Source organism: Spectribacter acetivorans, assembly GCF_031846305.1.
Classification (GTDB): domain Bacteria; phylum Pseudomonadota; class Gammaproteobacteria; order Nevskiales; family Salinisphaeraceae; genus Spectribacter; species Spectribacter acetivorans.
In genome coordinates, this window is record NZ_JAVRHY010000002.1 from 276,290 (window position 1) to 290,546 (window position 14,257).

Sequence of the window (14,257 nt, forward strand, 5' to 3'; positions counted from 1 at the left end):
GGCGCGGCTGGTCATGGCATACCTTCCAGTATCTTTTACTAGCGCATGGATAACGTGATTTTAGCGTGCAGCAAATTTCCTTATATCGCTATTGACCTGGAGTGCGCTCCAAGTAATAGGCTCGCCTTGAATGCACAGACAGGAGTTGAGTCGTGTTTAAACAGCTATTGCTTTTGTTGGCCGGCCTGATGTTCGGTATGTCGGCCTCGGCCGCCGGCAACCAATACACCCTGGGCGTGAAGGGCGTGGCCTGCCCCTACTGTGCCTACGGCGTGGAAAAACGACTGAACAAGGTCGACGGCGTCGAAAACGTCTCGGTCGACATCGGCGACAATGTGGTGCGCGTGACCATGGCCGAGGGCGCCACGCTGACCAAGGCCAAGGCGCGCACGGCGGTCGACGAGGCCGGCTTTACCTTGCATTCCTTCTCCCAGGCCCAGGCGAAGCAAGGAAAAAGCGATGAGCAATAAATGGTACGCCATGATCGCGCCGGTCATCACGACCGGCGCGCTTGTGTTTTCAGCCGCGCCCGTAACCCACGCCGCACCCAACACCTTCAACACCGCCCTGCCCGTAGCGCAGGGGGAATTCATCTGGCGCGAGCAGGCGGTGTTCCGCGAGCGCTCCAGTGGCGGCCCGCGGGATCGCGACGTCTCGATTGCGGCCCTGGCCAGCGTGCTTGGCTATGGCGTCAACAGCCGCCTGGCGGTGTTCGGGGCGGTGCCGTATTTTTTCAACAAGGATCTGGACGTAACCACACCCATGGGCCGCATCAACCGTGACACCGACGGCTTCGGCGATGTCACCGCGTTTGCCCGCTACACCTTGTACAAGAATGACTTTACCGGCGGTACATTCCGCATCGCGCCGGTGGCCGGCGTGACCGCGCCCACCGGCGACGACGACGAGACCGACCGCTTCGGCCGACTGCCGCGCATGCTGCAGACCGGCGACGGTGCCTGGGAGGGCTTCGGCGGTGTGGTGACCACCTATCAAACCCTGCAATACCAGGTCGACGCACAGGTGCTCTACCGCGAGAACGGCCGCCACGACGGTTTCGCCCGCGGCGACGAGACGCGTTTCGACACTTCACTGCAGTACCGCGTCTGGCCGGCAAGTCTGGAGAACGTCTCCGGCACCCCCGGTTTCGTCTACGCCCTGCTGGAATCCAACCTGGTGCACCGGGACCGCAACGATGTCGGCAGCGGTGTTGATCAAAACTCCGGCGGTACCCAGTGGCTGGTCGCGCCGGGGCTGCAATACATCGGTCGGCGCTGGATCTTCGAGGGCACGGTGCAGTTGCCGGCGGCGAGCAATCCGCATGGCGATGCCCTGGAGGACGACGCCATCGTGCGGGTGGGCTTCCGGCGCAATTTCTAGCGAAGGAGAAGCAGCCATGATCAAACTCGCCAAATGGTTGGCCTACAGCGCTATTGCCCTGGTGGCGGCGCTGATCGTACTCGCTTGGGCCGGCGGTGCCATTAACTGGAATCAGGAGCCGCCCTACGAACTGGTGCAAAGTTGGGGCACGAAGGGCGATGCACCGAGTCAGTTCAATGACCCCACCGGCATCGCAGTGACCGCCGGCGAGGTATTCGTCTCGGATGCCCGCAACAGCCGTATCCAGGCGTTCGATAAACAGGGCAACTTCAAGCGTGCCTTCGGTCAGGACCGACTGGGGCGGCCCATGAACCTGGACATCGCCGACGGCAAGCTCTACGTGCCCGATTATTTTAAGGACGCGGTATTCGTGTTCAGCCTGGCCGGCGATTATCAGCGGACAATTAAAGCCGAGGACGGTTTCAACAGCCCCGGCGGCGTGGCGGTGCGCGCCGACGGCACGCTGCTGGTCGCAGACACCTACGCCAGCCGGATCGTCCACATCGCGTCTGACGGCCGGTTGCTGAAAACTTGGGGCCAAAATGGCCGGACTACTTTCAGTTACCCCACCGATGTCACGCTTGCGCCCGGCGGCGACTTCTATGTCGCCGACGGCTACCACGACCGGATCCAGCAATTCGGCCCCGACGGCGCGTTCGTGCGCAAGTGGGGCGGGCCGTTCGGCCTGAATATCCACGGGCCGTTCAAGGGCTGGTTCACCACCGTAACGTCGTTGGCGATCGGGCCGGAAGGCAGCGTTTTCGCCGCGGATTTCTACAACGACCGCATCCAGAAATTCAGCGCCGACGGCACCTTCCTGACTGCATTTGCGCCGCCACGGCAACCCGGCCCCGGGCACAGTGAAATCGGACTCGCCATCGCCGGCGACGGTACGGTCTACTCAGCCAACTTCAAAGCCAACCGGATCGAGCGGTGGGAGTCCACACGGCGGCCGTGATCGCTGCTTCAGCAACAATGCTCGCCGCGCCAGGGCCTGCTGCCTTCAATCACGATGATGGACAGCATAACCAGACCCGCTACCGGATCGGCCCAGCACCCCAGGATCGCGTTCAAGGCCAGGTCAACGAGCAGTATCGCCGCGCAGATCGGTCTGACGGGCCATGCTCGGCGTCGTGGGCGGCGAGCTGGTGCTGGTACTCCTGGTGTTTCCGGCCTTGTTCGCGATCTGGCGCCGGTCCGGGTTTCCGACGTCCCGTTGCTGATAGCTGTTTGTTGCCCGGCCGCAAACACGGCATACTTGCGCCATGACCATGCTTTCCCGCCTGCGCAGTTTCTGGCGTCCGGTAGCAGTTCTGGCGCTTGCCGCAGCGCTGCTGAGCGGAACGTGGCCGGCGCTGGAAATCCACAGTCATGCGGATACCGGCAAAAGCATGGTCGCCACTGCCGATCACCACCACGAGCAGGCCGATACCTGGGGTGATCGCGATGGCCTGCACATCCATGCCTGTGCCTGTGCCGCCCATTGCTCCGCCCTGCCGGCAGCCCGGACCGTCATCGGTGCGCGAGCCAGCTGCGTCGGCATGACGAATCACCGCGAGGATCTTGCCAGCGGCGTTTCCTAGCCGCCATTCCGGCCACCCATCGCCTGACATCTCCATCGCGCCCGGTGCGCCTGAGCGTGCCGGACTCTTTCGCCTTGCATGGAGATGCCCATGGCGTTACGCCATTTGCTGGGCGCGTGCCTGCTGGTTGCCACGGTTTTGCCGTCGGCCGCCGCGGATGACGCCCTGACCCTAGGAAAGGCTGTCGCGAAAGCGATTGCCGACAACCCCGAACTGGCGCTCGGCCGGTACCGAGACCGCGCAGCTGATGCGCTAAGTCGTGAAGCGGCCCAGCCGCCGCCGCTGGACCTGGGCCTGGAACTGGAGAACGTTGGCGGCACCGGTCAGACCCGCGGCCTTAGCGGTGCCGAAACCACGTTGCTGCTGTCACGCATCCTGGAGCGTGGCAACAAGGCAGCTCGCCGGCGTGGCCTGGCTGAAGGCCGCGGCGCCCTGGTGCGCACGGAAGCGGATATCCGTCGTCTGGATTTGCTCGCCCGCGTGGCCCGCCGCTTCGTGCATGTGGTCCGTGATCAAAACCTGCTAGCGGTCGCCGAAAAGGCGGTCGCGCTGGCCCGTCGGGCTCGCACACAGGCGCAACGGCGCGTCGAAGCCGGTGCCGCTCCCGCCAGCGAGGCCGCCCGGGCCGATATCGCCCTGGCGGACGCGGAACTCGAACTGGAACATGCCGAGCACGAGCTCAAGGCGACCCGGGTCAGTCTGGCCAGCCTGTGGGGCGAGCGACAGCCCGGTTTCCGCCAGGCTGCCGGTGACATTTATACGCTCCCGCAGCCGGATGAGCTGGAAACGCTGGTGGCCGCGCTCGAGCAGAATCCACAACTCCGGAGGCTGGCGGACAAGCAACGTATCGCCAATGCCCGACATCGTCTGGCGAACGCACAACGATATACCGACATCACCGTGTCTGGCGGCATCCGCCGTCGCGAATTTACCGACGACAATGCTTTCATTATCGGTCTGTCGGTCCCCCTGGGCAGTGACCAGCGGGCCCGACCCGGCATCGAGGCCGCAAGGGCCGATGCCGCCGCCAACCGCCATGAGCGCGAAGCCGCACGGCGAGAACTCTACGCCGTGCTTTACGGACGCTATCAGGAACTGAAGCACGCCCGCACCGAGCTGGACACATTGCGCCAGCGCATTCTGCCGGCCGCGGACACTGCCCTGGCGGACATTCGCAACGGCTATACCCGCGGACGCTACAGCTACCTGGCTCTGGCCGACGCGCAGCGCGGCCTGATCGAACATCGTCGTCGTGCGATCCGCGCGGCGGAACGTTATCACCGCCATTTAATCGAGATCGAGCGGCTCACGGGTTCGTCCGCAGCCGCCGTGGACAAGGATTACACGCCATGATGACCCCGCATTCTCCCCTGCTTCGCCTACTGGCACTGCTGCTGGTAGCCATCTGGTTGCCGCCCCTGCAGGCCGCCGGCGGCCATGACCACGGAAACGGCACGGCCGAACAGCGCGAGGTTACCGGCCCGCACGGCGGCAGGCTGCTGGAAGACGGCAGCTTCCGCCTGGAACTGGCCATCGTCGAAGATGGCGTGCCGCCGGAATTCCGTGCCTGGGCCACCCGCGACGGCCAGACCGTGGACCCGGCGGCGGTTGACCTGGAGGTCCGCCTGGAACGTCTTGGCGGACGCACCGACGTGATCGAGTTCCGGCCGATGGACGACTTCCTGCGCGGTCGCCAGACCGTGGTCGAGCCGCATTCCTTCGATATCGTGGTCCGTGCCCGGTACGACGGACGCGACTATCGCTGGCGCTACGCCAGTCACGAGGGTCGCACGCGCATCCCCGAGCAGATCGCCGACGATGGCGGCCTGACCATCGGCACGGTCGGTCCTGCCACGCTGCGCCGGACCCTGTCGCTCACCGGTCGTGTCCGGCCCGATCCGGACCGTGTGGCCCGCGTGGCCGCGCGCTATCCCGGTGCGGTCGAGCGCATCAACGCAGCTCTCTACCAGGAGGTGGAGAAAGGCGAGGCACTGGCGACGGTCGTCGCCCGTGACAGCCTGCAGACTACCGGCCTGCGCGCCCCCTTCGATGGGGTGGTCATCGAGCGCCGTGCGGCCGTGGGTCAGCAATCAGGCGACGAACCCCTGTTCGTCATTGCCGACCTCCGCCAGGTATGGGTTGAACTGGATGCCTTCAGCCAGGACCTGGCGGAAATCGAGGTTGGCCAGTCGGTTACGGTGCGCGACCTCGAGGGCGCGGCACTGGCCAGCGGCGAGATCACCCATGTCGCCCCCACAAGCGGCGTACGCCAGAACGTCCATCTGCGGGTACCGGTGGATAACCCGGACGGCAGCCTGCGTCCCGGCCGTTTCGTGCGAGGCGAGGTGATCGTCGAACAGCGCGAGGTGCCGCGTGCGGTGCGCCGAAGCGCCCTGCAGCGCTTTCGTGATTTCGACGTGGTCTACGCGCGCTTCGGCGAGACCTACGAGGTGCGCATGCTGGATCTGGGCGCCCGCGACGACACCTGGGTGGAGGTGCTCGACGGCATCGAGACCGGCACCGAATACGTCACCGGCAACAGCTTCCTGATCCGCGCGGACATCGAGAAGTCCGGCGCCAGCCACGATCACTGACAGGGAACGTCTCATGCTCGACCGCATCATTGCCGCGGCCATCGCCCAGCGCTGGCTGGTACTGCTAGCCATGGTCGGCATTGCCGGCCTCGGCGTCTACAGCTACCAGGCGCTGCCCATCGATGCCGTGCCCGATATCACCAACGTCCAGGTGCAGATCAACACCGAGGCCCCCGGCTATACCCCGCTGGAGACAGAGCAACGCATCACCTATCCGATGGAAACGCTGCTCGCCGGGCTCCCCAGACTGGACTACACCCGCTCACTGTCCCGCTACGGGTTGTCCCAGATCACGGTGGTGTTCGAGGAAGGTACCGACATCTACTTCGCCCGCCAGGTGATCAGCGAGCGTCTGGCCGAAGCCCGCGACGTCATCCCCTCCGGCATCACGCCCAGCCTCGGGCCGATCGCCACGGGCCTGGGCGAAATCTTCATGTACACGGTCACCGCCGAACCCGGCAGCGGCTATGACGCCACCGACCTGCGCACGATCCAGGACTGGATCATCCGCCCGCAGATGCGCCTCACCGAGGGCGCTACCGAGGTCAACACCGTCGGCGGCTACCGCAAGCAGTACCAGGTGGCCCCGGACCCCAAGAAGCTGGCCGCCCACGGTCTGGGCATGGACGCGCTGATCCGCGCGCTGGAGACCGGCAACGACAACGTCGGCGCCGGCTACATCGAACGTCGGGGCGAACAGAATCTGGTGCGCGTGCCAGGCCGGCTCGACACGCGCGAGGAAATCGGCAACGTGATCATCGACGATGTCCACGGTGCGCCGGTACGGGTACGCGATGTGGCCCGGGTGGTGGAATCCAGCGCGCTGCGCACGGGTGCGGCCACCCAGGACGGCGAGGAAGTCGTGCTGGGCACGGTGATGATGCTGATGGGCGAAAACAGCCGGGTGGTGGCCGAGAACGCCGGCCGGCGTCTGGCGCGGGTGCAGGATTCCCTGCCCGAGGGCATCCGGGTCAACCCCATCTACGACCGCACTTCGCTGGTGGACAAGACCATCGCCACGGTGCAGAAGAACCTGGCCGAGGGCGCCCTGCTGGTGATTGCCGTGCTGTTCCTGCTGCTGGGCAATATCCGGGCAGCACTGATTACGGCGGCGGTGATCCCGCTGGCCATGCTCGCCACCATGACCGGCATGGTCCGGGCCGGCGTCAGCGGCAATCTGATGAGTCTGGGCGCATTGGATTTCGGCCTGATCGTGGACGGGGCGGTGATCATCGTCGAGAACTGCCTGCGCCGGCTGGGCGAGGCCCAGCGCCAGGCCGGCGCCGCCCTGAAGCGCGGCGAGCGGCTCGAGATTCTCCGATCGGCGGCCACCGAGGTGATCCGGCCGGCCACCTTCGGGGTGCTCATCATCCTGGTGGTGTACGTGCCGATTCTCACCCTGACCGGGGTCGAAGGAAAGATGTTTCGGCCCATGGCCCTGACCGTGATCATGGCGCTGACCGCCGCCCTGGTGCTGGCCCTGACCTTCGTGCCCGCCAGCCTGGCGGTGTGCCTGCAGGGGCGGGTTGCCGAGCGCGAGAATCCGATCATGCGGGCTGCGCGATTCGGCTATCAGCCGCTGCTGCGATTCGCGTTGGCAGCGCGCATTCCCGTCGTCCTAGCGGCGCTGCTGCTGGTGCTGGGCGCCGGCTGGCTGGCCACCCGTCTGGGTACAGAGTTCGTGCCGCAACTCGACGAGGGCGACATCGCCATGCACGCCCTGCGCATTCCCGGCACCAGCCTGACCCAGGCCGTCGACATGCAGAACGAGCTGGAGGCGCGGCTCAAGCAGTTCGACGAGGTCTCGCACGTGTTCAGCAAGATCGGCACGCCCGAGGTGGCCACCGACCCCATGCCGCCGTCGGTAGCGGATACCTTCATCATGCTCAGGGACCGCGCCGACTGGCCCGATCCGGATCGTTCCAAGGCCGATCTGGAGGCCGAGATCCAGGCTGCCATGGCCGAAATCCCGGGCAACAAGTACGAGTTCACCCAGCCCATCGAGATGCGCTTCAACGAGCTGATTTCCGGAGTGCGTGCGGACGTGGCGGTCAAGATATTTGGTGACGATCTCGACCGTCTGCTGGAGGCCGGCACAACAGTCACCGGTGTGGTCAGCGGTATCGAGGGCGCGGCCGATACCCGGATGGAGCAGGTCAGCGGCCTGCCGGTACTCGGCATCCGACCGGACCGCACTGCCCTGGGCCGCCACGGACTCGATGTGAAGCACCTGCAGGACACGGTGCGCACCGCGCTGGGCGGCGCGGTGGCCGGCGAAATCTACCAGGGCGATCGCCGCTTCGACCTGGTCGTGCGTCTGGCCGAGGATCGACGCAGCAACGTCGACGCGCTGGCGCGATTACCGGTCAGCGTACCCGGCGGGGACCCCGGCTATGTGCCCTTGCGGGAGGTCGCCGATATCGAGCTGGCCATCGGCCCCAACCAGATCAGCCGCGAGAATGCCAAGCGTTTCGTGACGGTTACCAGCAACGTCGCCGGCCGCGACCTCGGCTCCTTCATCGAAGACATCCGGACAGCGGTGAAATCGGATGCGGATCTGCCCGCCGGCTACTGGGTCGAATACGGCGGCACCTTCGAACAGCTGCAGTCCGCCAGCCAGCGCCTGAGCATCGCGGTGCCGGCGACCCTTGCCCTGATCCTGGCCCTGCTGTTCGCCGCCTTCGGCTCCCTGCGCGACGCCCTGCTGGTGTTCACCGGGGTGCCGCTGGCCCTGACCGGCGGCGTGGCCGCGCTGTGGCTGCGCGGCATGCCGTTGTCGATCTCGGCGGCGGTGGGCTTCATCGCCCTGTCCGGCATCGCGGTGCTCAATGGCGTCGTGATGCTTTCCTTCATTCGTCAGCGACGCCAGGAGGGCCAGGCCCTGGTCGAGGCCATCATGGACGGCGCCCTGACCCGGCTGCGACCGGTGCTGATGACCGCCCTGGTGGCCAGCCTCGGCTTCGTGCCCATGGCGCTGAACGTCGGTACCGGCGCGGAGGTGCAGCGCCCGCTGGCGACGGTCGTGATCGGCGGCATCCTCTCCAGCACGTTGCTCACGCTACTGGTATTGCCGGCGCTGTATCGACTCAGTCACCGGGACCGCCCGGCAGGGGGTTAAACTGTGAGCCGCCATGCCCATCCGAATCGGTCGACCGGCTCATGATGACAGCGCAGTTCCAGCATCTCGGGTTCTACCTGCTGGCAGCCCTGGCCGAAATCGCCGGCTGCTTCGCGGTCTGGGCTTGGCTGCGCCGGGACGCCAGCATCTGGTGGCTGGTACCCGGCGTGGCGGCGCTGTTTGTGTTCGCCTGGCTGCTCACGCGCATCGACGTCGAGTTCGCCGGGCGCGCCTATGCGGCTTATGGCGGTATCTACATTGTGGCATCGCTGGGCTGGCTGTGGCTGGCCGAGAACACGCGACCGACGATGTGGGATCTCGGCGGTGCCTCGCTGGCCGTGGCGGGAACTCTGGTTATCCTGGTGGGAGCCCAGATTTCCCGCTGATCTGACGGCTGGAATCATGACCGGATGCTGTGACGAAAACGATGCTTCCCTGGCGGTCCTGCGGGAACGCCAGAGCCGGATGCTCTGGATCGTGCTGGGCATCAACGCGATCATGTTCTGCGTGGAATTCGGGGCCGGCTGGCTGGCGGGTTCCACGGCACTCCTGGCGGATTCCCTGGACATGCTGGGTGACACGCTGGTCTACAGCCTGAGCCTGATGGTGGTGGCCCGTGGCGATCGCTGGAAGGCGATTTCCGCCGCCGTCAAGGGCGTGATCATGCTGGCCTTCGGGCTGCTGGTGCTGGCCGAGGCTACCGGCAAGGCCTACGCGGGTGGCCCACCCGTGGTTGGCTTGATGGCTGGCGTGGGCCTGCTGGCGCTGGTTTCCAATTCCTTCTGCCTTTATCTGCTCACGCGCCATCGCGATGATGACGTCAACTTGCGCTCGTCCTGGGTCTGTTCGCGTAACGATCTGATCGCCAACTGTGGGGTGCTGCTGGCGGCCGGGCTGGTCCTTCTCTCGGGCAGCCGCTGGCCAGACGTGATCATTGGCGTGCTGATCGCCGGCGTGTTTCTACGCTCCGCTATCGGCGTTCTGCGTCAGGCCCGTCGGACTTATCAGGGTGCCGGTGTCGATGGCATATCGTCGACGGTGTCCCGCTGACATCCTGGCAGGCCGGCGTATCATCGCTGACTTGATGCCAGGCCGGAAGTGCTCACCTTGTTGCCTTTGCCACTAACCCGCGCGTTTGCCATGGCAGCCGTACTGCTGCCCTTCCTTGCCGCCTGCGACCAGACCCCCACCGGTCGTAACCAGCTGGCCCTGGTGCCCGAACCGATCATGCGGGATCTGGGGCAGGACGCCTTCGAACAGATGAAACAGGGGCAGACGGTGGTCACCGACGCAACCGTGCGTACCCGGGTGGAATGCATCGCCGGCCGGATCGTCGAGGCCGCCGGGCGGCAGTATCCGCAGAGCGACGCCCCCGGCGTATGGGAAATCGTCGTATTCGAGAACGACACGCCCAACGCCTTCGCCTTGCCGGGCGGGCGGATCGGTATCCATACCGGCGTTCTGGAGGTCGCCGAGACCTCCGGCCAGCTCGCGGCGATCATCGGTCACGAGGTGGGTCATCTGCTTGCCAATCACGGTAACGAACGCCTGACCCAGCAACTCGGCATCAAGGCCGGTATGGTGCTGATCGGCATGTTCGGGGAGATCGAAAGCCAGCAGTTGTTGCAGGCGCTCGGGATCGGTGCCCAGCTGGGCATCGTGCTGCCCTTCAGTCGCGCCCACGAGCGGGAGGCGGATCAGATGGGACTGCAATTGATGGCAGCGGCCGGTTTTCCGCCTGCCGAGAGCGTTGAGCTGTGGCGGAACATGGCGCGCCAGGCCGGCGATCAGCCAATGGAGTTTCTCTCCACCCATCCCGGGCATGAATCCCGCATCAACATGCTGAAGAGCCAGCTGGACACGGTGGATTCGCTTTATCGACAGGCACAACCGGCAGATTGTTGATATATCACGCGGGGATAGCGCGGCGATCTTCTGGCCTGATTCCACGCCGCGGCGTCGCCGCGCCTCACAATGACCGGTGCCGGTTAGAGAATGAATACCAGGGTCACGGGAATCACGATCAGCGCCAGCGCGTTGCCAATGGCCACGATGGCGGCAACCGCCGAGGAATCCCGCCCGGCCTGCTCCGCCAGCATGTAATTCATCACGGCCGGCGGCAGTGCCGCATAGAGAATGATCAGCGCGTCGAGCGGCGGTACCGGTTGGGTCCACCACACCCAGGGCACGGCAATCAGCAGACCGGTCAGCGGCGTCAGCAGACCGCCCACCAGCCCCAGCCGCCATTCATCGATACCGCCCTCGGACAGCCGCATACCCAGCGCGACCAGCATCAGCGGGATGGCCACATCGCCGAGCATGCGGACTCCGGGCTCGATCATCGCGGGCATGCGCCAGTCCAGCGCCAGCGCCACAAGTCCCGCCGCGGTGGCCAGCAGCATCGGGTGCCGGATCAGTCCCGGCAGGTCCAGCCGTCCCTGCAGCACCCACAACCCGACGGTGAACTGCAGGACGTTGGTGACCACCAGCAGCACCACGGCCGCCGGCAGGCTGTCCGCACCGAATGCCAGCACGGCCAGCGGCAGTCCCATGTTGCCGCTGTTGTTGAACATCGCGGGTGGCACCAGCGTTGACGGCTGCCACCCCGCAAGCCGAGCCAGCGGCCAGGCAATCAGACCGGAGCCGAGCACGATCACCAATGTGGCCAGGGTTAGCTGGGTAAAGGGCAGATCCTCGCCGGTCCGCTCGGTCAGAGCGTGGAATATCAGTGCCGGGATGAACAGGACGATATTCAGCCGGTTGGCCGTTGCCATCTCGGTGGGACGCCAACGGCCATAGGCGAAACTCAGCAGCACGATGCCAAATACCGGCACCGTGATTTCGAGTAGTTGGCGGATCATGCTCTGGCGGGTCCCCGCCGGCCGTCAACGACCATCCGGCGCGGCGGGTTGGTCGGACGTCCGGGATGCCAGTAATCGGCTCGCGGTTTCGAACGGCAGCAAAACACAGCCCAGGCGGCGGGGAAACTGCTGGAGCGCGGCAAAGGCGGCCAGCGACGGGAAGCCGGGCGGCGGCGCCCCGCCCTCGCCCGCCGCCAGGCCGCGCAGATAGGTGGCCGCATCGAGGATCGCGCCCAGGTCGGCACCCGGCGCGTCGCGCCGCAGGGCGCCCGCGGCGGCGCGGCTGAGCAGGCAGCCATGCGCCGTGGCATCACAACAGGCGATGCGACCGCCGTCGGTGGCCAGCCAGACAGTGGCCTGATCGGGGCAGAAACGGCCGTCCAGGCTCAGTTCGACCCCCTGCCCCGGCATCGGCGCCTGACCGGGCGACGCCTCGGCCAGCGTTGCCAGATCCGGCGCCGGAGATACCTCGCCGGCGGCCAGCCGCAGCCGGTGCTGAAGGTCGGCAGCGGCCTCGGCAGTGTCGATGTCGATCAGGACGCCATCGTCCGGTACAGCCACTTCGGCAACGCGGGCCTCGAGGCTGCGCAGCAACGACCTGGCGCCATGATCGCCGGTCAGCGCCTGCAATGCCGGAAAATGTCGCCGGTGCCAGAGCACCGGATTACCCCGCCGGCCAAGATGACTGGGCACGCAGGCGGCCAGCGCCGGATTGTCCCGCAGCGTCCGGCATAGTCGAATCAGCGACTCGGCAGACACCAGCGGCATGTCGCCCAGCATGATCAGGGCGCCGGTCACATCCTCCGCCAGACCCGACACGCCGGCGGCCAGCGAATGGGCCATACCTTCGTCGGCATGCAGGCTGACCACGATCTGCACCGGCCAGCCGGCCAGCGCTTGAGCCACCGGGTTATCCGCCGCCGCGACCACCACACGGACCGGATCGGCGCCGGCAGCCAGCGCGGCCCGCACGGCATGAACCACGCAGGGCTGGCCGTCTACCGTGAGCAACAGCTTGTCCAGCGGCCCCATTCGCCGCGACTGGCCGGCAGCCAGAACCACGGCCGCAATGCGCGCCTCAGTCACGGGCGCCCCGGCGCACGGCCACCAGTTCCGCGAGAATGGAAACCGCGATCTCTTCCGGCGTCAGGGCCTTGATGTCCAGCCCGATCGGGGCATGGATGCGGGCCAGCTGGTCCGCGTCGAAACCCTGTTCGCGAAGTCGCTCCAGCCGGGCGGCATGGGTGCGGCGGCTGCCCAGCGCCCCGATGTAGAAGACGTCATCGCTGGTCAGCGCCCAGTTCAGGGCCGGGTCGTCCAGCCGGGGTTCGTGAGTCAGCGTGGTTACGGCAATGCCGCCGCCGCCCGTCAGCCCGGCCAGGGCCTCGCCGGGCCATTCGCCGCGCACGTCAATGCCGCGCAGATTGTCGCTGTCAGCAAACGCGCGCCGAGGGTCGATCACCACGACATCCAGGCCGGCGATGGCTGCCATCCGGGCCAGGGGTTGCGCCACGTGCACCGCGCCCACAATCGCCAGCGTCGGAGCGGGCCGCAACGGCTGAATGAACCAGTCGGCCTGCTCGCGCGATTCCAGCCCTGCCCGGCCGCTGGTAAGCCGGTTGCGGAACTCGTCGGGCAGAGTCTCGGCGTCCGCCCACTCGACCAGGCGTGGCCGCATGGAAACCAGATTGGTCAGCAGCCCCAGCGGCTCGCGCCGGGTCAGCGCCTCGGCGCAGCGTTCGATGATGGCCGGGCTCAGACAGGCCGTGTCGTCGGCCACCGGCTGGACCAGTACCTGCAGGCTGCCCCCGCAGGTCAGCCCCGCCGACCAGGCGTCGTCGTTGTCGATACCGAAATCCAGAACTCGCGACGCGTTGGCGGCAATGGCCTCGGCCGCTGCCATTACCACCTCGCTTTCGATACAGCCGCCGGAGACGGACCCGGCAAAATCGCCCTCATCATCGGCCACCAGCATGCTGCCCACGGGCCGCGGCGAGGCGCCCCAGGTGCGGATCACGGTGGCCAGCGCGACCCGGCGGCCTTCCCCGCGCCAGCGGCTTGCCAGAATCAGCGGATTGATCGAGGCCTCTGCTCCCGTCCCGCCAGCCATCTCAGGGGGCGGGGCAATGGGCGCCGGCGTCGGCCCAGGCGGCAATCAGGTTGCCGAAGGTCTCCCAGTCGCCGGGCACGGGTTCGCGGTCGCCGCCGGGCTCCCAGCCCCATCCCACCAGGCTGTCTTCGGCCATGTGCTCAACCAGCTCGTCCATGCTCATGCCGCCGTTGCGCTCGGTATCCTTGATCTGCTCGCAGATTTCACCCAGCGACTTGCCGTACCAGGCCTGGGATTTTGGTGCCAGATGCCAGGCCGGATTGCCGGGCACGCCGCCGGCCGCCACGTTCTCCGGATTGTGGCAGGTGAAACAGCGCATGCCGGTGACACCAAAATTCGCCGGGCCCCGCCGGACGGGCGGTTCGTGCAGTTCCATCGCCATGCCTTGACGCGGGCTGTCACCCTTTGGATGACAGTTCACGCAGCGGGGGTGCTGAATCACCTTGCCAGCCTCGCCAAACATGGCCCGGGCCCGTTCGGTGTCGTCCTCGATATCGCTGAAGGCATCCGGGCCGCGTAGTTCAGTGTCGTTGTCGGCCGAGTTGGCGGGCAATGCGGTGACAAGAAACAAGCTCAGGACAATCGTCAAACCGAATGTTTTCATTGCTGAA

General features: G+C 66.4%; 14 protein-coding genes. 10 read left to right on the forward strand and 4 right to left on the reverse strand.

What is annotated here, in order from left to right:
• The first annotated feature begins 152 nt into the window (after nucleotides 1-152).
• From RM531_RS03305 to RM531_RS03350, 10 genes are all read left to right on the forward strand, one after another.
• Nucleotides 153-470, forward strand: a complete 318-nt coding sequence (locus tag RM531_RS03305; protein WP_311657282.1) for a heavy-metal-associated domain-containing protein — start codon at nucleotides 153-155, stop codon at nucleotides 468-470.
• Nucleotides 460-1,380 (forward strand): transporter family protein, encoded by a 921-nt coding sequence (locus RM531_RS03310; protein ID WP_311657284.1) that lies wholly within the window; start codon nucleotides 460-462, stop codon nucleotides 1,378-1,380. The genes RM531_RS03305 and RM531_RS03310 overlap by 11 nt, the downstream gene beginning before the upstream one ends.
• Nucleotides 1,381-1,396: 16 nt before the next feature.
• Nucleotides 1,397-2,338, forward strand: coding sequence for an NHL repeat-containing protein (locus tag RM531_RS03315; RefSeq protein ID WP_311657285.1), 942 nt, complete (start codon nucleotides 1,397-1,399; stop codon nucleotides 2,336-2,338).
• 307 nt (nucleotides 2,339-2,645) lie between these two features.
• On the forward strand, nucleotides 2,646-2,963 hold the full coding sequence (locus tag RM531_RS03320) for a hypothetical protein (protein ID WP_311657286.1): 318 nt from the start codon (nucleotides 2,646-2,648) through the stop codon (nucleotides 2,961-2,963).
• A 90-nt stretch (nucleotides 2,964-3,053) separates the two neighbouring features.
• The gene (locus tag RM531_RS03325) at nucleotides 3,054-4,316 is read left to right on the forward strand and encodes a TolC family protein (protein ID WP_311657287.1); all 1,263 of its coding nucleotides are present in this window, start codon (nucleotides 3,054-3,056) and stop codon (nucleotides 4,314-4,316) included.
• On the forward strand, nucleotides 4,313-5,557 hold the full coding sequence (locus tag RM531_RS03330; protein WP_311657288.1) for an efflux RND transporter periplasmic adaptor subunit: 1,245 nt from the start codon (nucleotides 4,313-4,315) through the stop codon (nucleotides 5,555-5,557). The genes RM531_RS03325 and RM531_RS03330 overlap by 4 nt, the downstream gene beginning before the upstream one ends.
• A gap of 13 nt (nucleotides 5,558-5,570) precedes the next feature.
• Nucleotides 5,571-8,675, forward strand: coding sequence for an efflux RND transporter permease subunit (locus RM531_RS03335; RefSeq protein ID WP_311657290.1), 3,105 nt, complete (start codon nucleotides 5,571-5,573; stop codon nucleotides 8,673-8,675).
• A 41-nt stretch (nucleotides 8,676-8,716) separates the two neighbouring features.
• Nucleotides 8,717-9,061, forward strand: coding sequence for a YnfA family protein (locus tag RM531_RS03340; protein ID WP_311657292.1), 345 nt, complete (start codon nucleotides 8,717-8,719; stop codon nucleotides 9,059-9,061).
• A gap of 16 nt (nucleotides 9,062-9,077) precedes the next feature.
• Nucleotides 9,078-9,725 carry a cation diffusion facilitator family transporter gene (locus RM531_RS03345; RefSeq protein WP_311657294.1) on the forward strand — a complete coding sequence of 216 codons (648 nt, stop codon included), beginning with the start codon at nucleotides 9,078-9,080 and terminating at the stop codon, nucleotides 9,723-9,725.
• 90 nt (nucleotides 9,726-9,815) lie between these two features.
• Nucleotides 9,816-10,580: a M48 family metallopeptidase gene (locus RM531_RS03350; RefSeq protein ID WP_311657295.1), complete on the forward strand. Its 765-nt coding sequence runs from the start codon at nucleotides 9,816-9,818 to the stop codon at nucleotides 10,578-10,580.
• Nucleotides 10,581-10,663: 83 nt separating this feature from the next.
• Here the strand turns inward: RM531_RS03350 and RM531_RS03355 are convergent, their stop codons facing one another.
• Genes RM531_RS03355 through RM531_RS03370 form a run of 4 tightly spaced genes read right to left on the reverse strand, consistent with a single transcriptional unit; the run spans nucleotide 10,664 to nucleotide 14,250 of the window.
• The gene (locus tag RM531_RS03355; RefSeq protein WP_311657297.1) at nucleotides 10,664-11,536 is read right to left on the reverse strand and encodes an AEC family transporter; all 873 of its coding nucleotides are present in this window, start codon (nucleotides 11,534-11,536) and stop codon (nucleotides 10,664-10,666) included.
• Between the two features lie 24 nt (nucleotides 11,537-11,560).
• Complete coding sequence (locus tag RM531_RS03360) at nucleotides 11,561-12,622, reverse strand: nucleotidyltransferase family protein (RefSeq protein WP_311657298.1); 1,062 nt, start codon at nucleotides 12,620-12,622, stop codon at nucleotides 11,561-11,563.
• Complete coding sequence (locus tag RM531_RS03365; protein WP_311657299.1) at nucleotides 12,615-13,646, reverse strand: XdhC family protein; 1,032 nt, start codon at nucleotides 13,644-13,646, stop codon at nucleotides 12,615-12,617. The genes RM531_RS03360 and RM531_RS03365 overlap by 8 nt, the downstream gene beginning before the upstream one ends.
• A gap of 1 nt (nucleotide 13,647) precedes the next feature.
• Nucleotides 13,648-14,250 carry a hypothetical protein gene (locus tag RM531_RS03370; protein WP_311657300.1) on the reverse strand — a complete coding sequence of 201 codons (603 nt, stop codon included), beginning with the start codon at nucleotides 14,248-14,250 and terminating at the stop codon, nucleotides 13,648-13,650.
• Nucleotides 14,251-14,257 lie beyond the last annotated feature (7 nt).